This window comes from Pseudomonas sp. B16120 (genome assembly GCF_044218845.1).
Lineage (GTDB): Bacteria > Pseudomonadota > Gammaproteobacteria > Pseudomonadales > Pseudomonadaceae > Aquipseudomonas > Aquipseudomonas paracarnis.
Map to the genome: position 1 here is coordinate 5,009,414 of NZ_CP162588.1, position 19,220 is coordinate 5,028,633.

At 61.8% G+C, this 19,220-nt stretch carries 19 protein-coding genes; 10 read left to right on the forward strand and 9 right to left on the reverse strand.

Annotated elements, in window-relative coordinates; all coding sequences use genetic code 11:
• Nucleotides 1–20: 20 nt before the first annotated feature.
• The 4 genes from trmD to ffh all read right to left on the reverse strand — a co-directional run bounded on the left by trmD (nucleotide 21) and on the right by ffh (nucleotide 3,197).
• Nucleotides 21–794 (reverse strand): tRNA (guanosine(37)-N1)-methyltransferase TrmD, encoded by a 774-nt coding sequence (gene trmD, locus AB4P90_RS23380; protein ID WP_153475158.1) that lies wholly within the window; start codon nucleotides 792–794, stop codon nucleotides 21–23.
• On the reverse strand, nucleotides 776–1,312 hold the full coding sequence (rimM, locus tag AB4P90_RS23385) for a ribosome maturation factor RimM (RefSeq protein ID WP_395605407.1): 537 nt from the start codon (nucleotides 1,310–1,312) through the stop codon (nucleotides 776–778). The genes trmD and rimM overlap by 19 nt, the downstream gene beginning before the upstream one ends.
• A 5-nt stretch (nucleotides 1,313–1,317) precedes the next feature.
• Entirely contained in the window at nucleotides 1,318–1,569 is a 252-nt protein-coding gene (gene rpsP, locus AB4P90_RS23390) for a 30S ribosomal protein S16 (RefSeq protein ID WP_003175899.1), read from the reverse strand.
• 251 nt (nucleotides 1,570–1,820) lie between these two features.
• Nucleotides 1,821–3,197, reverse strand: coding sequence for a signal recognition particle protein (gene ffh / locus AB4P90_RS23395; RefSeq protein ID WP_003193965.1), 1,377 nt, complete (start codon nucleotides 3,195–3,197; stop codon nucleotides 1,821–1,823).
• Between the two features lie 232 nt (nucleotides 3,198–3,429).
• On the opposite strand from ffh, the gene AB4P90_RS23400 reads away from it, so the two are divergent.
• The 3 genes from AB4P90_RS23400 (at nucleotide 3,430) to AB4P90_RS23410 (ending at nucleotide 7,169) form a co-directional block, all read left to right on the forward strand.
• Nucleotides 3,430–4,242 carry an inner membrane protein YpjD gene (locus tag AB4P90_RS23400; protein WP_003193966.1) on the forward strand — a complete coding sequence of 271 codons (813 nt, stop codon included), beginning with the start codon at nucleotides 3,430–3,432 and terminating at the stop codon, nucleotides 4,240–4,242.
• A 12-nt stretch (nucleotides 4,243–4,254) separates the two neighbouring features.
• Entirely contained in the window at nucleotides 4,255–5,493 is a 1,239-nt protein-coding gene (locus AB4P90_RS23405; protein WP_003193967.1) for a transporter associated domain-containing protein, read from the forward strand.
• A gap of 365 nt (nucleotides 5,494–5,858) precedes the next feature.
• Nucleotides 5,859–7,169 (forward strand): MFS transporter, encoded by a 1,311-nt coding sequence (locus AB4P90_RS23410; RefSeq protein ID WP_003193968.1) that lies wholly within the window; start codon nucleotides 5,859–5,861, stop codon nucleotides 7,167–7,169.
• Between the two features lie 121 nt (nucleotides 7,170–7,290).
• Here the strand turns inward: AB4P90_RS23410 and purT are convergent, their stop codons facing one another.
• From purT to AB4P90_RS23435, 5 genes are all read right to left on the reverse strand, one after another.
• The gene (purT, locus tag AB4P90_RS23415; RefSeq protein WP_072435082.1) at nucleotides 7,291–8,472 is read right to left on the reverse strand and encodes a formate-dependent phosphoribosylglycinamide formyltransferase; all 1,182 of its coding nucleotides are present in this window, start codon (nucleotides 8,470–8,472) and stop codon (nucleotides 7,291–7,293) included.
• Nucleotides 8,473–8,542: 70 nt separating this feature from the next.
• Nucleotides 8,543–9,010, reverse strand: coding sequence for a preQ0 transporter (locus AB4P90_RS23420; protein WP_014719786.1), 468 nt, complete (start codon nucleotides 9,008–9,010; stop codon nucleotides 8,543–8,545).
• 147 nt (nucleotides 9,011–9,157) lie between these two features.
• The gene (locus AB4P90_RS23425; RefSeq protein ID WP_014719787.1) at nucleotides 9,158–9,373 is read right to left on the reverse strand and encodes a DUF1289 domain-containing protein; all 216 of its coding nucleotides are present in this window, start codon (nucleotides 9,371–9,373) and stop codon (nucleotides 9,158–9,160) included.
• Entirely contained in the window at nucleotides 9,370–9,891 is a 522-nt protein-coding gene (locus tag AB4P90_RS23430) for a gamma carbonic anhydrase family protein (protein ID WP_014719788.1), read from the reverse strand. Before AB4P90_RS23430 ends, AB4P90_RS23425 begins: the two co-directional genes overlap by 4 nt.
• A 35-nt stretch (nucleotides 9,892–9,926) precedes the next feature.
• A complete protein-coding gene (locus AB4P90_RS23435) occupies nucleotides 9,927–10,529 on the reverse strand; it encodes a CoA pyrophosphatase (RefSeq protein WP_014719789.1) in 603 nt (200 codons plus the stop codon).
• Between the two features lie 147 nt (nucleotides 10,530–10,676).
• Between AB4P90_RS23435 and AB4P90_RS23440 the strand changes: the two genes are divergently transcribed.
• The 7 genes from AB4P90_RS23440 to nagE all read left to right on the forward strand — a co-directional run bounded on the left by AB4P90_RS23440 (nucleotide 10,677) and on the right by nagE (nucleotide 19,171).
• Nucleotides 10,677–11,225: an NUDIX hydrolase gene (locus tag AB4P90_RS23440; RefSeq protein WP_003193976.1), complete on the forward strand. Its 549-nt coding sequence runs from the start codon at nucleotides 10,677–10,679 to the stop codon at nucleotides 11,223–11,225.
• Between the two features lie 36 nt (nucleotides 11,226–11,261).
• On the forward strand, nucleotides 11,262–11,765 hold the full coding sequence (locus AB4P90_RS23445; RefSeq protein ID WP_014719790.1) for a murein L,D-transpeptidase family protein: 504 nt from the start codon (nucleotides 11,262–11,264) through the stop codon (nucleotides 11,763–11,765).
• 262 nt (nucleotides 11,766–12,027) lie between these two features.
• Nucleotides 12,028–12,786, forward strand: coding sequence for a GntR family transcriptional regulator (locus tag AB4P90_RS23450; RefSeq protein ID WP_003193978.1), 759 nt, complete (start codon nucleotides 12,028–12,030; stop codon nucleotides 12,784–12,786).
• A gap of 10 nt (nucleotides 12,787–12,796) precedes the next feature.
• Complete coding sequence (nagA, locus tag AB4P90_RS23455; protein ID WP_014719791.1) at nucleotides 12,797–13,903, forward strand: N-acetylglucosamine-6-phosphate deacetylase; 1,107 nt, start codon at nucleotides 12,797–12,799, stop codon at nucleotides 13,901–13,903.
• Nucleotides 13,896–14,906 carry an SIS domain-containing protein gene (locus AB4P90_RS23460; protein ID WP_395606112.1) on the forward strand — a complete coding sequence of 337 codons (1,011 nt, stop codon included), beginning with the start codon at nucleotides 13,896–13,898 and terminating at the stop codon, nucleotides 14,904–14,906. The genes nagA and AB4P90_RS23460 overlap by 8 nt, the downstream gene beginning before the upstream one ends.
• A 30-nt stretch (nucleotides 14,907–14,936) precedes the next feature.
• Complete coding sequence (ptsP, locus tag AB4P90_RS23465) at nucleotides 14,937–17,447, forward strand: phosphoenolpyruvate--protein phosphotransferase (protein ID WP_014719793.1); 2,511 nt, start codon at nucleotides 14,937–14,939, stop codon at nucleotides 17,445–17,447.
• A gap of 26 nt (nucleotides 17,448–17,473) precedes the next feature.
• A complete protein-coding gene (gene nagE / locus AB4P90_RS23470; RefSeq protein WP_014719794.1) occupies nucleotides 17,474–19,171 on the forward strand; it encodes an N-acetylglucosamine-specific PTS transporter subunit IIBC in 1,698 nt (565 codons plus the stop codon).
• The last annotated feature ends 49 nt before the right edge of the window (nucleotides 19,172–19,220 follow it).

Below are 19,220 nucleotides of genomic sequence, written 5' to 3' on the forward strand. Positions count from 1 at the left end.
GACCTACCATCGATACGTTGTTAACTATCGTCCCGCGCGAGGATGTATTCCTCGAGCAGCTTCTTCTCTTCTCCAGAAAGCGAGCGGCTTTCCAGAAGATCGGCGCGTCGTTCATAGGTCCGACCAAGGGACTGCTGTAAACGCCAACGCCGGATGTGTGCGTGATTGCCACTTAGCAATACGTCGGGAACACGCTGATCCACATACACCTCCGGACGGGTGTAGTGCGGGCAATCCAGCAAACCATCCGTGAAGGAATCTTCCTCCGCAGAGTCCGCATGCCCTAAAGCTCCGGGCAGCAGTCGTGTAACCGCATCTATCAGGACCATCGCCGGCAGCTCGCCGCCAGACAGGACATAGTCCCCAATCGACCACTCTTCATCGACATGAGCTTCAATAAAACGCTCGTCAATGCCTTCATAGCGACCGGCAATCAGGATCAAACTTTCCTCATTCGCCAGTTCGCGTACCGCCGCCTGTTTCAGCTGACGGCCTTGAGGGGACAGGTAAATTACCTTCGCCTTCTCCCCGGCGGCTGCCTTGGCCTGAACCAACGCATCTTCCAGGGGCTTGATCTTCATCACCATGCCCGGGCCACCGCCAAATGGGCGATCGTCCACAGTGTGATGTCGATCCGTCGTGTAGTCTCGCGGGTTCCAACAGGTGAGCTGCAACAGCCCCTGTTTCACCGCCCGACTGGTGATGCCGTACTCGCTGATGGCGGAAAACATCTCGGGAAACAAACTGATCACTTCAATGCGCAAATTAGCCACGCTTAGAAGTCCGCGTCCCATTCCACCTTCATCTCGCCCGCTGCCAGGTCGACGGACAACACGCATTGCTCGGTATAGGGCAACAGGCGTTCACGGTCATCCAGGCTGCCAGCGCAAGGCTTGACCACCATTACATCATTGGCGCCGGTTTCCAGAAGATGATCGATTTTCCCCAGCAATTGCCCGAGTTGATCAATAACCTTCAGACCTTCGAGCTGGTACCAGTAGTACTCGCCGTCGGTCAATTCAGGGAACAGGTTGCGCGGCACGCAGATCTCATAACCGGCCAGAAGACGAGCTTCTTCACGATCATCAAGACCCTTGAGCTTTGCGACCAGGAACTTGTCGCTCCCGCGTCCACTGACCAGCTCAACCTGCTTCACACTCCCTTCGCGCTTGAGCGTCCAGGTTTTGTACTGCAACAGGTTTTCAGTCGGATCAGTAAAGGAATACACCTTCACTTCGCCGCGAACGCCATGAACAGAGTAAATCTTGCCGATAACGATCAAATCATCAGCAACAGCTGGCGTCGCGTTCATATTGCTCAGGCTGCGGCCTTAGCCGAGTCCTTCAACAGTTTTGCAACGCGCTCGGATGGCTGTGCGCCAACGCTCAGCCAGTAGGCTACGCGCTCTTGGTTCACGGACAGACGAACTTCTTGACCACGAGCAACAGGGTTGAAGAAACCAACCTGTTCTTTGTGCGAACCGTCACGCGGGTTGCGGCTGTCGGTTACGGTCAAGTGGTAAAACGGGCGCTTTTTGGAGCCGCCAAGGGCAAGACGGATTGTTAGCATGTGAACATCGTTCCTGTAGTCGGTGCTGCAAATCTAAATGCACAGCGGGCATAGGTGCCCGAAAGGCCGCATATTCTAAGGAATATCCGGACTTTTGCAAATGTCTTTTTCTGGCGCCTATCAGCGTGCCATTCAGATCTGCTATAGAGCCGTCGGTTAAAACGGCGAGTCAGCGCCCGCCAACGGCGGGTTTGCTGGAGATCCCACATCCCTGTGGGGCGGAGCGCAAGCAAGGCTTGCGCTCGAATACTTTACATTTTAGGCATGCCGCCGCCGGGCAACATACCGCCCATGCCGCGCATCATCTTGGCCATACCGCCCTTGGCGGAGAATTTCTTCATCATCTTCTGCATCTGCTTGTGCTGCTTGATCAAGCGACCGATGTCCTGCACCTGGGTGCCGGAACCCATGGCGATCCGGCGCTTGCGCGAACCGCTGATCAGCTCAGGGTCGCGGCGTTCGGCCGGGGTCATGGAGTTGATGATGGCTTCCATCTGCTTGAACTGTTTCTCTGCCGCGCCCTGGGCGTTGCCCATTTGCGCCAGGTTCACACCGCCGATGTTGGGCAGCTTGTCCATCAGGCCGCCGAGGCCGCCCATGTTCTTCATCTGTTGCAGCTGGTCGCGGAAGTCTTCGAGATCGAAGCCCTTGCCCTTCTTCAGCTTCTTGGCCAGTTTGTCGGCCTTGTCCTTGTCGAGCGTGGCTTCGGCCTGCTCGATCAGGCTGAGCACATCACCCATGCCGAGGATGCGCGAGGCGATACGCTCAGGGTGGAACGGCTCGAGCGCTTCGCTCTTCTCGCCCATACCGATGAACTTGATCGGCTTGCCAGTAATGGCACGTACCGACAGCGCGGCACCGCCACGGGCGTCGCCGTCGACCTTGGTGAGGATCACGCCGGTCAGCGGGAGTGCGTCACCAAAGGCCTTGGCGGTATTGGCCGCATCCTGGCCGGTCATGGCGTCGACCACGAACAGGGTCTCGACCGGGTTGATCGCGGCATGCAGCGCCTTGATCTCGCCCATCATCTCTTCGTCGATGTGCAGGCGACCGGCGGTATCGACGATGACCACGTCGATGAACTTGAGCTTGGCTTCTTTAATAGCCGCGTTGGCAATGTCGACCGGCTTCTGGCTCAGGTCGGACGGGAAGAAGGTCACGCCCACTTCGCCCGCGAGCATTTCCAACTGCTTGATGGCCGCCGGACGGTACACGTCGGCCGATACCACCATCACGGATTTCTTCTTGCGCTCTTTAAGGAAGCGCGCCAGTTTGCCGGCGGTGGTGGTTTTACCCGCACCTTGCAGACCCGCCATCAGCACGACGGCTGGCGGCACGGCGCTGAGGTTCAGGTCTTCGTTGGCCGCGCCCATCAGGCTTTCGAGCTCGGCCTGGACGATCTTCACAAAGGCCTGGCCCGGGGTCAGGCTGCGGGACACTTCGGTGCCGACCGCACGCTCCTTGACCGAGTTGACGAAGTCCTTCACCACCGGCAAAGCCACGTCGGCTTCCAGCAACGCCATGCGCACTTCACGCAGGGTGTCTTTAATATTGTCCTCGGTCAGCTTGGCCTTGCCGGTAACGTGGCGCAGCGTCTGCGAGAGACGGTCAGTCAAGTTTTCAAACATGCGCGATCCTTTCAGGCCCTATTCATCGAAATGCAGGTAGACCGAGGTAATGGCGGCCCAGGCTGGGGGAAATCGCTATTAAAAACAGCGTTCGCCGAGCCTGCGGCGTGGGCAGGTCGCGGATTATAGCGAAGACTGCGCCCATGCACACCCGCTGTCTGGCCCGGGAGTCTTTCGTGCAACGCAGGTGTGTGCCAAACTCAACGCCTTTCGGGCTTGCCTACCAGGATTTATGCTCCCCTTGTCACCCAGTTTGCTACCCAGCCTCGCCGCCGCCATTTTGTATGCCGCTGCGACCCTCTATCAGGGCACTCGTCTGGCCCAAGGCGCCAAAGCGGACAAACGTCTGCTCGTCGGCCTTGGCGTGCTGGCCCTGCTAGCCCATGCCGCCAGCCTGTTCACCCACCTGATGACCCCGGTCGGCCTGGGCCTGGACTTTTTCAGCGCCGCCAGCCTGATCGCCGCGGCCGTCATCGCGCTGACGCTGCTGGCCTGCTACCGGATTCCGGTGGAGAACCTGCTGGTGCTGCTATTCCCCCTGGGAATGCTCACGGTGCTGCTGGCGCAGTTCACCCCCACCGGCACCGTACAGGTGATCGACGAGGAGCCGGGCATCCTCGCTCACATCCTGCTGTCCATCCTCGCCTACGGCATGTTCACCATCGCGGTGTTCCAGGCCCTGCTCCTGCTGCTGCAGGATCACCAGCTCAAGCACAAGCACCCGTCGGGGCTGATCAAGAACTTCCCGCCCCTGCAAACCATGGAAAGCCTGCTGTTCGGGTTCCTGTGGGCCGGCTGGACCCTGCTGTCACTGTCGCTGATCTCCGGCTGGCTGTTCGTCGAGAACCTGTTTGCCCAGCATCTGGTGCATAAAACCTTGCTGGCGTGCCTGGCGTGGGTCGTGTTCAGCGTGCTGCTGTGGGGGCGCAACCGCCTCGGCTGGCGCGGGCACAAGGCCATCCGCTGGACCCTGGCCGGTTTCTGCCTGTTGATGCTGGCCTATTTCGGCAGCAAGCTGGTTCGCGAATACATCCTGCATATCTGACGGGCAGTGATCATGGACAACTTGCCCTTAGGGCCGATGCTCGCCGTAATTGCCCTGCTGATCTTGTGGGCGGCGCTGTTTACTGCCATAGAAGCTGCGCAACAACACCTGCTGGCCCTGCGCCCTGGCACCCGCCAGGGCGACAAGGCGGCCGCCCGCCTGAGCTTCCCGCGCCATAGCCTGATCCTGTGCAACAGCCTGTGTCGCGCCGCCGTGGTGATTCTTTGCACCCTGCTGGCAATCTATGCCTGGGCAGAAAACGGGCCCTGGCTAGGCTGGCTGATTTCCTGCGCAGCGCTGCTGGTGCTGGCCGACTACCTGCCCCGCGCCCTGGCCACCCGTCACCCTCAGGCAGTGCTGGGCTTTGGCAATACATTGCTGGGCGTGCCGCTGAAAATCCTCTACCCCCTGGCCTGGCTGCTCAATGGCATCAGCCTGCTGTTATTGCGCCCGTTTGCACGCAAATCCGGCGTGGCGAAAAACAGCGACGAGCCCCTGCCCGACCATGATGACAACCCAGAGCCCGATACCGACGCCGACCGCACTCCCGGCCTGCCCGGTATCCATGCCCTGGACAACATCACGGTCAACGACATCCTGGTGCCGCGCAGTGAAGTGGACGGCATCAACCTCGATGAGCCAATAGAAAACATCATCGAACAGTTGCGCACCTCGCCGCGCACACGCCTGCCGGTGTTCCACAGCGACATCAACCAGGTGCAGGCCGTGCTCAACACCCGGCAGGTCCAACACCTGCTGCCTGACGCCAGCCTGACCAAAGAGGCCCTGCTCGCTGCCTGCCACGAGCCTTACTTCGTGCCGGAAAGCACGCCGTTGCAGCTGCAACTGCTGAACTTCCACAAACAACAGCGGCGCCTGGGCATGGTGGTGGACGAGTACGGTGAAGTGCTGGGCATCGTCACCCTGGAAGATATTCTGGAAGAGATCGTCGGCGAATTCGAAAGCGATCAGGCGGTGGATAACCCGCATATCGAAGCCCAGCCCGATGGCCGCTACATCATCGACGGCGCCGCTTCGATCCGCGAACTGAACAAAAGCCTGGGCTGGCACCTGCCCAGCGACGGTCCCAAGACCCTCAACGGCCTGGTGACCGAAGCGCTGGAAACCATCCCCGATTGCGCGGTGTGCCTGAAAGTCGGCCGCTATCGCCTGGAAATTCTCGAGACCGAGGACAACCGGGTGAGCAAAGTATTGATCTGGCATACCAGCCACGTGCCAGTGGCCGCCTGACCTCAGCAGGCTCAACCCGGTCAATGTGGGAGCTGGCTTGCCTGCGATGCAGGCGACTCGGTCCTTCAGTTGAACCGAGGTGATGCTATCGCAGGCAAGCCAGCTTCCACATTGATCCAGTTCCAGGCCATAGATCCTCACCAGCCCCTTGTTGGATCCTTAGCCCCCTTCCTATAATCCCTGCGGCTTACCCAAGCCCCGCCCGACCGCGTGCTACCCGCACTCAGCGTGTCCTGGCACCGCCTTACCATGTCCGACCGGCGTTTGCTCCCATCCCGAGCCGCTCCGCGCATAGCCCTGATCCATGGGTGTTCGACCAATAATAATCCGCGTCCAAACGCGCAATAACCGTCAGGGATAACGTTATGAGCACCACCTACCAAGAGGCCGCGAGCGCCGCACCTGCCAACTCGACCGCCCGCGTCGCCACGGCGAGCATCGTCGGCACCGCCATTGAGTTCTACGATTTCTACATCTACGCCACGGCTGCCGCCCTGGTGATCGGCCCGGTGTTTTTCCCACAGACCTCCGGCACCGCACAGATGCTGGCGTCGTTTCTGACCTTCGGCATCGCCTTTATCGCCCGGCCACTGGGGTCGGCGTTGTTCGGTCACTTCGGCGACCGCATCGGCCGTAAATCAACCCTTGTGGCTTCGCTGCTGCTGATGGGGGTGTGCACCACCTTGATCGGCTTGTTGCCGGGCTACGACAGCATCGGCGCCTGGGCCCCGATTCTCTTGTGTGTTTTGCGCTTCGGCCAAGGCCTCGGCCTGGGTGGAGAATGGGGCGGCGCGGCCTTGCTGGCGACCGAGAATGCCCCCAAGGGCAAGCGCGCCTGGTTCGGCATGTTTCCCCAACTGGGCCCGTCGATAGGCTTCCTGGCGGCCAACGGTTTGTTCCTGATTTTGGCCATGAGCCTGAATGACGAGCAATTTCGCAGCTGGGGCTGGCGCATTCCGTTCATCCTCAGCGCCGCGCTGGTGATGGTGGGCCTGTATGCGCGCCTCAAACTGCATGAGACGCCGGTATTCGCCAATGCAGTGGCCAAGGAAAAACCCGTGAAAGTGCCGCTGGTGGAACTGTTCAGCCAGCATTGGCTGCCGGTACTGCTGGGCGCCGCGTCGATGGTGGTGTGCTATGCGCTGTTCTACATCACCACGGCGTTTTCGTTGAGCTACGGCGTTTCCACGTTGGGCTACAGCCGTGAAACCTTCCTCGGCCTGCTGTGCTTTGCGGTGCTGTTCATGGGGCTGGCAACGCCATTGGCCGCCTTGGCCAGTGATCGCTACGGGCGCAAGCCGGTGCTGATTGTCGGCGCGGTCCTGGCAATTCTGTCGGGCTTCACCATGGAGCCGCTGCTGACCCATGGCTCGACCTGGGCGGTGGCGCTATTTTTGGCCCTGGAGCTGTTTTTGATGGGCGTGACGTTCGCACCGATGGGCGCGCTGCTGCCAGAACTGTTCCCGACCCGCGTGCGTTATACCGGCGCATCGGCGGCGTATAACCTGGGTGGAATCGTGGGGGCGTCGGCGGCGCCGTTCTTCGCGACCAAGCTGGTGGCGATGGGCGGGCTGAGTTATGTCGGTGGGTATGTGTCGGCGGCAGCGTTGCTGAGTTTGATTGCGGTGCTGTGCCTGAAAGAGACGCGGGATAACGACTTGAACAAGGTCGCCTGACCCCATGCTCGTTCCCACGCTCTGCGTGGGAATGCAGTTAGGGACGCTTTGCGTCCCCAAGCGCGACGCAGAGCGTCACAAGAGGCATTCCCACGCAAAGCGTGGGAACGAGCGTGGCGGCTTAGAGCTCTACAACAACTGCTTGGGAAGCACGGGTCGCCTTGGCACGAGCCGCTTCAATCGACTCGTCCCGCGCCAGTGCCACGCCCATGCGGCGCTGGCCGTTCACTTCAGGTTTACCAAACAGACGCAACGCTGTATCCGGCTCGCTCAGCGCGGCGCCGAGGTTGGCAAACGCCGTCTGGGTGGACTGCCCTTCCACCAGGATCACCGCAGACGCCGAAGGCCCGAACTGACGGATCAACGGGATCGGCAGGCCGAGGATGGCGCGCGCGTGCAAGGCAAACTGCGACAGGTCCTGAGAAATCAGGGTCACCAGGCCAGTGTCATGGGGACGCGGCGACACTTCGCTGAACCACACCTGATCGCCTTTGATGAACAACTCCACACCAAACAGACCACGACCGCCCAAGGCTTCGGTCACGGCTTTGGCTACGCGCTCTGACTCTGCCAGGGCAATCGGGCTCATGGCCTGCGGCTGCCAGGACTCCTGATAGTCGCCCTTCTCCTGGCGATGCCCTACCGGCGCGCAGAAGGTGGTACCGCCGATGTGGCGCACGGTCAGCAGGGTGATTTCGTAGTCGAAGTCGATAAAACCTTCGATGATCACCCGGCCCTTGCCGGCACGCCCGCCCTCTTGGGCGTAGTCCCAGGCTTTCTGCACGTCATCAGTGCTGCGCAACAGGCTCTGGCCCTTGCCCGACGAACTCATCACCGGCTTGACCACGCACGGGAAGCCCAGGTCCTGGACAGCCTTACTGTAGGCTTCGAAGGTGTCGGCGAAGTGGTACGGCGAGGTCGGCAGGTCCAGTTCTTCGGCGGCCAGGCGACGGATGCCTTCACGGTTCATGGTCAACGACGTGGCGCGGGCGGTCGGAATGACGGTAAAGCCTTCGGCCTCTAGTTCCACCAGGGTCGCGGTGGCGATGGCTTCGATTTCCGGCACGATAAAGTGCGGTTTCTCCGCCTCGATCACCGCACGCAATGCGGCCCCGTCAAGCATGTTGATCACATGGCTACGGTGCGCCACCTGCATGGCCGGCGCGTTGGCGTAGCGATCCACGGCAATCACTTCAACGCCCAGGCGTTGCAGTTCGATTACCACTTCCTTGCCCAGCTCACCGCAGCCACACAGCAAAACGCGGGTCGCGGTTGGCGACAATGGAGTTCCGATTCGGGTCATCTCAGGTCCTCAGGGGAGCGGATCATGGGGGAGAAAGGCCGGCATTTTACATGAACTGTAAAAATTGGCCTCAGTTGGCGACAGCCCGCCGGCGGATGCGCCAGGCCATGATCAGCCAGACCACGGTGACACCGGCGAACTTGGACACCAACGCCGTGCCCGCCACCGCCGGCGTCAGTGCGCCGATCAGGCCGAAAAAGATAAAGGTATCGAGGGGAATGCTCAGCGCCGAACTTATCCACAGGCGGTCATGCAGCGGGCGCTTGGTGATGCTGAACACCAGCCAGTCGATGCATTCGGACACCGCAAACGCCGTGGCACTGGCCAGGGCGATGGACGGGTCGGAGGTGATATAGGACAGCACCAGTGCCGCCAGCATGGCGATGATTGCGCCATGGCCGAAGCGGGTTTGCACCATGTCGCGCAGGATAAATACCAGGCCGCCCCAGGCGGACCAGATGATGTCCAGGTGTGGGGCGGTGGAGAAGGCGAAGTTGATCAGCACGACGCTGCTGATGTAGGCGATCAGGAAAAACATGGAGGATGGACCTGTGGGCAATGCCGCACAGGGTACACAATTACAAGGATGTCGTCTGGCAGGGCCTCATCGCAGGCAAGCCAGCTCCCACATTTGAGGGTATTCACACATCAAGGGTGGGAGCTGGCTTGCCTGCGATGAGGCCTGTCAGGCGCCAGATTTTCCAGGGGTCATCCACACCATCCCACTCGCCACCGCCCGCTCATGGCACAACCCCAGCACCACCCGGCGCTCGGCGTTGTCCATGCGGCTCCAACGCGTGATTTCATCCACATTGCGCTGGCAGCCGGTGCAGATATCGTCATCATTCAGTGCGCAAATGCTGACGCAGGGCGAGGCGACCGGTCGTTCAATCGTGCTCATTCCTGCTCGACCAGGTCACGGGCATAACGCTGCGAGTTATGCACATAGTGCGCGGCGCTGGCTTCAAGCATGCGCTTTTGCGCCTCGGTCAGCTCACGCACCACTTTGCCCGGCGAGCCCATGACCAGCGAGCCGTCGGGGATTTCCTTGCCTTCACCGATCAGCGAGTTGGCGCCGATGATGCAGTGCTTGCCGATCTTGGCGCCGTTGAGGATCACTGCGTTGATACCGATCAGGCTGTAGTCGTCGACGGTGCAGCCGTGCAGCATGGCGTTATGGCCAATGGTCACGCCGGTGCCAAGGGTCAGCGGGTAGCCCATGTCGGTGTGCATCACGCTGCCGTCCTGCACGTTGCTGTTCTTGCCGATCAGGATCAGCTCGTTATCGCCACGCAACACCGCGTTGAACCAGACGTTGGCGCCCTCCTCCAGCTTGACCTTGCCCACCAGCGTGGCATTCGGTGCAACCCAACTGTTGGGATGGGTCTCGACGCGGGCGTCGCCCAGGCGGTATTTCATGGTTTTTCCTCACGGCATGCCATTTAAACGATGGCTTATAGATTGATGAAGCTCTTGGGCGGATGGTGCAGGCTGATCTTGGCATCGTCATAGAGCAGGTTGATCAGCTCGACAATCATGATTGCCGTCAGCCCCCAGATTTTGTATTCACCGAACCGGTAGCTGGGCACATACCAACTGCGGCCCTGGTAATCAATGCGATGGGTATGTTCGCGTGGGTCCTGTCGGAAAAAGTCCAAAGGCACGCTGAAAACGGCGGCAATCTCGGCGTCGTTGGCCAGGTATTCGACGTAATCGGGGACCACGCCCACATAGGGCGTTACGCGGATGCCGTGCAGGGAAATCAGCGGGCTCAACGGGCCGATGACTTCAACCAGCCCCGGCGGCAGGCCGATTTCTTCTTCGGCTTCGCGCAAGGCGGTAAAGATCAGGTCCGGGTCTTCGGGGTCGCGGCGTCCGCCGGGAAAGGCCACTTCGCCACCGTGGGTCGACAGGCCGCTGGCGCGCAGGGTCAGGATCAGCTCCGGTTCGTCACTGCGGGTAATCGGCACCAGCACCGCAGCCTCGGGGAAACGCCCGTCGGTTTCCAGAGTGTGGGGGGTGTGGTTGCTTACCCGGCGAAGTAGCTCGTCCAGCATGAGTCATCTCGGTCTGTTGGCTACCTTGCATCATGCACCAAAGCGTGCGAGCGCCCAACCCCAAAACCGCAGCGCTGTCGCGAAACGACAACTTGCAGGAACGCCCGGCACCGAGCCAAGATGTGCCCATTGTCCAGGAACCCCAGCATGAATTTCTGCAGCCAGTGCGGCAAACCGGTAACCCAACGCATTCCCGAAGGCGACGCACGCCTGCGCTATGTATGCGACCACTGCTCGACCATTCATTACCAGAACCCCAATATCGTCGCCGGTACCGTGCCGGTATGGGGCGACCAAGTGCTGCTGTGCCGCCGCGCCATTGAGCCACGCCTGGGTTACTGGACCCTGCCCGCAGGCTTTATGGAAAATGGCGAGACCGTCGAACAGGCCGCCATGCGTGAAACCCTGGAAGAAGCCTGCGCCCGGGTGCGCAACCTGAGCATCTATACCCTGATCAACGTGCCGCACATCAGCCAGGTGCATATCTTCTACCGCGCCGAACTGATCGACCTGGACTTCGCCGCTGGCCAGGAGAGTCTGGAAGTGAGGCTGTTCGACGAAGCCGACATCCCTTGGTCCGAGCTGGCTTTCCGCACGGTCGGGCGTACCTTAGAATGCTTCTTCGCTGACCGTCGCCAACAGGCGTACCCGGTACGTAGCGAATCTGTGCCACCGCTGTCCAAGCCCGCCCAATAACAAGCCGGCCAATGTCGCCAAAGGGATACCGTTTCAATGCGTTGGTTGCTTGCTCTGATCTGCCTGTCGTTCGCCACGCTGTCCCCGGCCTCCACGGTGCAAACCCTTGGCGGTAAAACGGTCGAGAAAGTCCTGGTACTCAAGTCCGCCCACCAGCTGCAGCTGATCAACGACGGCAAGCCGTTCAAGACCTATCGCATTTCCCTGGGCAAGAACCCCAAGGGCCACAAGCTGATCGAAGGCGACCGCCGCACACCCGAAGGCCTCTACTGGATCGACTGGCGCAAGACCAGCGACCGCTTCAACCTGGCCATGCACATTTCCTACCCGAACATCAGCGACGCCGCCCGCGCCCGCCGCGAAGGCGTGAAGCCAGGCAGCATGATCATGATCCACGGCACCCCCGACACCGAAGACTACCCGGAACAGTGGTTCCACACCCTGGACTGGACCGACGGCTGCATCGGCATGCGCAATGTGGATATGCGCGAAGTGTGGAACCTGGTCAAAGACGGCACCCTCATCGAGATTCGGCCGTAATCGCGTGCCGTTCGTAAAATAATTCGAAAATAATTCCTGCCCCAGGCAGCGCCTGCCGGTGAATACCAGTTCACCGCGCGGGACCCTGCACTTGTGCGCGCCACAAAGACCTCTCTAATACCACTTGATACCAAGCCCCATTAAAGCGCCCTGAAACCGGGATTCGCACCGTTTTGGTAGCATTGACATGGTATTTAAGTGGTATTAGTTTTCGGCCATTACCGGGCGACAACACTCCAATAACGCATCGGAAACCTGACAGATGAACCCCATCCTGGCCCTGCGCCCCGACGATAAGCAATCCACGCCGCTGTACCTGCAACTGGCCCGCAGCCTTGAAGCAGCGATCCATGCCGGCCAGTGGAAATCCGAACAGGCCCTGCCTTCGGAACGCGCCCTCAGCGAGCAACTGAGCATCTCGCGGGTCACCGCCCGTAAAGCGCTGGAAGTGTTGCTGGCTCAAGGCCTGATCCGTCGCAGCCAAGGCTCCGGCACCTTCATCACGCCGCGCCTGGAACAACCCTTGTCACGCCTGTCGGGGTTCAGCGAAATGCTGCGGCTCAAGGGGTTTGTGCCCACGTCTCAGTGGTTGGAGCGCGACATCACCCCGCCGACCCATGAAGAACTGATCCGCCTGGGCCTGTCGCCCACCGACAAAGTGGCGCGCCTCAAGCGACTGCGCAAAGCCGATGACACGGTGATGGCGATTGAAATGACCGCCATGCCGGCCTCGGTGTTGCCCCATCCCCAGGCCATCGGCAATTCGTTGTACGAATACCTGGAAAGCATCGGCAAGCCCATCGTGCGCGCCTTGCAGCATATCCAGGCGATCAATGCCTCGGATGAGTTCGCCGCGCTGGTCGGCATCGCCCCCGGCACCGCCATGCTGCTGATGACCCGCGTGGGCTATACCGCCGATAACACGCCGATTGAAATCACCGACACCTACTGCCGCAACGATTACTACGACTTTGTCGCAGAACTGCGCCGCCATGATTACTCCGCCGAATTGCGAACTTAGAGAACTGCCCATGACTGAAGACAATATCCTCACGCCCAGCGGCTGGATGCGTGGTCGCCTGGTGCACGAGCACGGCAAGGTTGTCGCCATTGACGGCACGCCGTGCGACCCGGCCGACAACGACCTGCCCTACCTGCTGCCGGGCTTTATCGACCTGCATGTGCATGGCGGTGGCGGCGCGGACATCATGGAAGGTGCGGGCGCCTTCGAGACCATTACCCGTACCCACGTGCGTTTTGGCACCACCTCGCTGCTGGCCACCACCATGACGGCGCCGGTGGAAGAAATCTCCCGCGTGCTTGGTGAGCTCGGCACGTTCTGCGAACAGCGCCCAGCCGGCAGCGCCCGCGTACTCGGCGTGCACCTGGAAGGCCCCTACATCAATCCGGGCAAACTCGGCGCCCAACCCAACTTCGCCCACACCGCGTTGATGCAGGAAGTGGAAGCCTACCTGCGCCTGGCGCCGATCCGGGTGATCACCATCGCCCCGGAAATCGCCGGCCACGACGGCCTGATCCGCGCCCTCAGCGAACGCGGCGTGCGCATGCAGATCGGCCATACCCTGGGCAGCTATGAAGAAGGCGTTGCCGCCCTGGCCGCTGGCGCCACCAGTTTCACCCACTTGTACAACGCCATGAGCCCGCTGCATCACCGCGAACCCGGCATCGTCGGCGCCGCGCTGGCCCACGCCCAGTACGCCGAGCTGATCCCGGACTTGCTGCATGTGCACCCTGGCGCCATGCGCGTGGCGTTGCGCTCGATTCCCTGCCTGTATTGCGTCACCGACTCCACCGCCGCCGCCGGCATGCCCGACGGCGAGTACAAGCTGGGCAGCCACACCGTGACCAAATGCCTGGGCGGCGTGCGCCTGGCCGATGGCACCCTGGCCGGCAGCACCCTGACCATGGACCAGGCGCTGCGCAACCTGGTGAAAATCGGCCTGCCCATCAGTGAAGCCTCACAACGCCTGTCGCAATTTCCTGCGGACTACCTGGGCTTGCAAGAACGCGGCCGCCTGCAACCGGGCAGCTTTGCCGACTGCGTGCGCCTGGACCGCTCCCTGACACTCACCGACGTAATGGTCGAAGGAGACACCATTGACTTCAAAAATGCTTGAAGAGGCCCTGGCCTCCTGCGACGCCGTCGCGGCCCAACTGCAACGCCTGGACCCGATGCTGGAAGAAATCGCCGGCCGCCTGCGCCGCCAGCCACCACAGGTGGCGATGACCATCGCCCGCGGCAGCTCCGACCATGCCGCCAGCTACTTCGCCTACCTGGCCATGCAACACGTGGGCATTCCGGTGGCGTCGCTGCCAATGTCGGTGGTGACCCTGTTGCAGGCGCCGATGAAAGTCAGCGGCCAAGTGGCGTTTGGTTTCTCCCAATCTGGGCAGAGCCCGGACCTGGTCAACAGCCTGCGCCTGCTACGCAAGCGGGGTGCCTTGAGCATCTCGATGGTCAACGCCGAAGACTCACCGCTGGAAGCCGCGTGTGAATTTCATGTGCCGCTGTGCGCCGGGCCGGAACTCAGCGTGGCCGCCACCAAGAGCTTCATCGCCACCCTGAGCGCCAGTGCACAGTTGGTCGGCCACTGGAATCAAGAAGCCGACTTGCTGCAAGCCTGTCAGGCCTTGCCCGAGGGCCTGCGTGACGCCGCCAGACAGGATTGGCGCCTGGCCGTCGACGCCCTCAAAGGCAGCCAGCGCTTGATGGTGATCGGCCGTGGCGCCGGGTTTGCCATCGCCCAGGAAGCCGCGCTCAAGCTCAAGGAAACCTCGGCGATCCAGGCCGAAGCGTTCAGCAGCGCCGAAGTGCGCCACGGGCCGATGGCCTTGATCGACGAGAACTACCCTCTGCTGGTGTTCGCCCCACGCGGCGCCGAGCAGGCCGGCCTGCTGAGCCTGGCCGCCGACATGCGCCAACGCGGCGCCCGCGTGTTGCTGGCCGCGCCGGACGATATCGCCGAACGCGACCTGACGCTGAGCCGCGCCGAACACCCGAGCCTGGACCCGATCCTGGCGATCCAGAGCTTCTACGTGATGGCCGCAGACCTGGCGCAGGCACGGGGCATGGACCCGGACCAACCGCGCCACCTGAGCAAAGTCACCCGCACGCACTAAAGCGGCGTTTTCCTGATGAGTACCGTACCCATGCCCAACAACAATAATCCATTGACCCTTAGCGCCCCCTTGAGTGGGCCGGTGCTGGCCCTGAACCGCGTCCCCGACGAAGTGTTCGCCAGCGGCGCCATGGGCGACGGTATCGCTATCGACCCGCTGAACGACTGCCTGCAGGCGCCCTGTGACGGCGTGATCATCCACGTCGCCCGCACCGGGCACGCCCTGACCATCCGCGCTGATAACGGTGCCGAAGTACTGATGCATGTGGGCATCGACACCGTGGAACTCAATGGCGAAGGCTTTGCCTTGCTGGTGAAGGAAGGCGCACGGGTGAGCGAGGGTCAGCCGTTGGTGCAGTTTGATCTGGACCGCATTGCGCGCCAGTGCAAGAGCCTGGTGAGCTTGATCATCCTGACCAACAGTGAGCGCTTTGAGCTGCAACCGATTGCAGGCAAGACGGTGAAGGTCGGTGACGCGCTGATGCGGATTGCCGTGCGCACATCCGCACCGGTTAACACCGCTGTGGATAACTCGGACGCGCAAGTGAGCGCTACAGTGCGCATCACACACCGTGGCGGATTGCATGCACGCCCTGCTGCACTGATCCGCAAGACTGCTCAGGGTTTCAGCAGCCAGTCACAGCTGCACTTCGGTGATAAGACGGCGGCTTGCGACAGCTTGATCGGCCTGATGGGGCTGGGCATTGGTGAAGGTGACGAGGTACGGGTGAGCTGTCGCGGCAAGGATGGCGAGGCGGCGTTACAGGCATTGGTCGCCGCGCTGTCCGTGGCGATCCACGAGGAACACCACACGCCGGTCGCCGCCACACCACGCCGGGCGAATACCGAAGCCAATGTGCTGCAAGGCGTCTGCGCCGCTCCGGGCTTGGTATGTGGGCCGCTGTTCCGCCTGGCGGGCATCGAGTTGCCGGAAGACACCGACACCCATAACGTCGACGAACAACTGCAACGACTGGATGTGGCTCTTGAGCAAGTGCGTGGCGAAATCCGCAACACTCTGGAACTGGCCCGCCAACGCAAGAACGTCGAAGAAGAGGAGATCTTCGCCGCGCACCTCGCTCTGCTGGAAGACCCGACGTTACTCGACGCCGCCAGCGCAACCATCGAACAGGGCAGCGCCGCCACCCACGCCTGGCGGGATGCGATCCAGGCCCAGTGCGCCGTGCTGCTGGCATTGGGCAAGCCACTGTTTGCCGAGCGCGCCAACGACCTGCGCGACCTGCAACAACGGGTGCTAAGGGCGTTGCTGGGTGAAGCCTGGCATTTCGAATTGCCGGCGGGGGCGATTGTCAGTGCCCATGAGCTGACACCTTCGGACCTCCTGCAATTGAGCGCGCAACAGGCTGCGGGCATCTGCATGGCCGAAGGCGGTGCGACCTCCCATGTGGCGATTCTGGCCCGGGGCAAAGGCCTGCCATGTCTCGTCGCCCTGGGCAATGAAGTGCTCGACGTACCCCAAGGCCAACGGGTGGTGCTCGATGCCGCCAACGGCCGCCTGGAACTGGCCCCCAGCGAAGCGCGCCACGCCGAAGTTCACCAGATTCGCGAAACACAGAAGTTGCGACGCCAGCAGCAACAGGTCCAAGCCCGGCAATCGGCGAACACCACTGACGGCGTGACGGTTGAAGTCGCGGCGAATGTCGCCTCCAGCGCCGAAGCCCAAGTGGCGTTTGACAACGGCGCCGACGGCGTCGGCCTGCTGCGCACCGAATTCCTCTTCGTCGACCGTCGCACCGCGCCGGATGAGCAAGAACAGCGCCAGGCTTATCAGGCCGTGCTGGATGCCATGGGCGACAAGTCGGTGATCATCCGCACCATCGATGTGGGCGGCGACAAGCAGCTCGACTACCTGCCGCTGCCCGTCGAGGCCAACCCGGTACTGGGCCTGCGCGGTATTCGCATGGCTCAGGTACGCCCGGAACTGCTCGACCAGCAACTGCGCGCCCTGCTGCAAGTTACCCCGCTGGCGCGTTGCCGCATCCTGCTGCCGATGGTCAGCGAGGTGGATGAACTGCTGCAGATCCGCCAGCGCCTGGATGAACTGTGCGCGGAGTTGGAGCTGACGCAACGCCCCGAACTGGGCGTGATGATTGAAGTGCCCGCCGCCGCGCTGATGGCTGAACAGTTGGCTGAACACGCGGACTTTTTGTCCATCGGCACCAATGACCTGTCCCAGTACACCCTGGCCATGGACCGCGACCACGCAGGCTTGGCCGCCCGTGTTGACGCGCTGCACCCGGCGCTGCTGCGGCTGATCGCCCAGACCTGCGCCGGTGCGGCGAAACACGGCCGTTGGGTCGGCGTGTGCGGTGCCCTGGCGTCGGACCCGCTGGCCACGCCAGTACTGGTTGGCCTGGGAGTCACCGAGCTGTCGGTAAGCCCGCCGCAGATCGGCGAAATCAAGGACCGCGTCCGCCACCTGGACGCGGCGCAATGCCGGCAACGGAGCCTTGAGCTGCTCGACCTGAGCAGCGCCAAGGCCGTTCGCCAAGCCTGTCAACACCACTGGCCGCTGAGCTGAAAACAACAAGAATAGGGAGACACGCCATGTACCAACACTTTATCGAAGGCCTGCAACGCCTGGGCCGCGCACTGATGCTGCCGATTGCGATCCTGCCAATCGCCGGCTTGCTGCTGCGCCTGGGCGACACCGACTTGCTCAACATCGCGGTGATGCACGATGCCGGGCAGGCGATCTTCGCCAACCTGGCGCTGATCTTCGCCATCGGCATTGCCGTGGGTTTTGCTCGCGACAACAACGGCACCGCCGGCCTGGCCGGGGCGATTGGCTACCTGGTGATGATCTCCACACTCAAGGTGATGGACACGTCCATCAACATGGGCATGCTCGCCGGTATCGCCAGCGGCCTGATGGCGGGCGCGCTGTATAACCGCTTCAAAGACATCAAGCTGCCGGAGTACCTGGCGTTCTTTGGCGGACGACGCTTTGTACCGATTGTCACCGGCTTTTCGGCGGTGGGCCTGGGCGTAATCTTTGGCCTGATCTGGCCGCCGATCCAGCACGGCATCAACAGCTTCGGCGTATTGCTGATGGAAAGCGGCAGTCTGGGTGCGTTCGTATTCGGCGTATTCAACCGCCTGCTGATCGTCACTGGCTTGCACCACATCCTCAACAATATGGCGTGGTTCGTGTTCGGCACGTTTACCGACCCGACAACCGGCGCGGTGGTGACCGGCGACCTGACCCGCTACTTCGCCGGCGACCCGAAAGGCGGCCAGTTCATGACAGGTATGTTCCCGGTGATGCTGTTCGGCCTGCCGGCGGCGTGCCTGGCGATGTACCGCAACGCGTTGCCGGAGCGGCGCAAGGTCATGGGCGGGATCTTCCTCTCGATGGCGCTGACCTCGTTCCTGACCGGGGTGACCGAGCCGATTGAATTCGCCTTCATGTTCCTCGCACCGTTCCTCTACTTGCTGCATGCGCTGCTGACCGGCCTGTCGATGGCCGTGACCAATATGCTGAATATCCACCTCGGCTTTACCTTCTCCGGTGGTTTTATCGACATGGTGCTGGGCTGGGGCAAGTCCACCAATGGCTGGCTGGTGGTACCGGTGGGCCTGGCCTACTCGGTGATCTACTACACGGTGTTCAGCTACTGCATCCGCCGCTTCAACCTGAAGACACCGGGGCGTGAAGATATCCAGGTGGTGCAGGCCGAAGCGATGAGTGACAACCAGCGTGCGACGGCTTATATCCAGGCGTTGGGTGGTGCGCAGAACCTGCTCAGTGTCGGCGCTTGCACTACGCGCCTGCGCTTGGACATGGTGGATCGCAACAAGGCGGTGGATGCTGAACTGAAAGCGCTGGGTGCCATGGCTGTAGTGCGCCCGGGTAACGGCGGCAGCTTGCAGGTGGTGGTTGGGCCGATGGCCGATAGCATTGCCGATGAGATTCGCTTGGCGATGCCGGGGTTTGTTGCCGCAACGCCTGTAGCGGTTGCGCCTGTGGATAAGCCGGTGGCGGTGAATGTACACGAGGCCGAAAAGTGGCTGAATGCCCTGGGTGGCCGAGAGAATGTGCGCCAACTGGAAGCGGTAGCGATGACCCGGTTGCGGGTGGAGTTGGGGGATGATTCGGTGCTGTCTGAAGCGGACCTCACTGCGCTGGGTTGCAAGGGTGTGAGCCAGCTGGATAGCGGGGTTTGGCACTTGTTGATTGGTGACAAGGCTTTAGGTTTGGGTGAGGCTTTGGAGCGGTTGGTTACCCGCCCTATCAACGCCTGACCGATCGTTCCCACGCTCTGCGTGGGAATGCCGCCCCGGACGCTCTGCG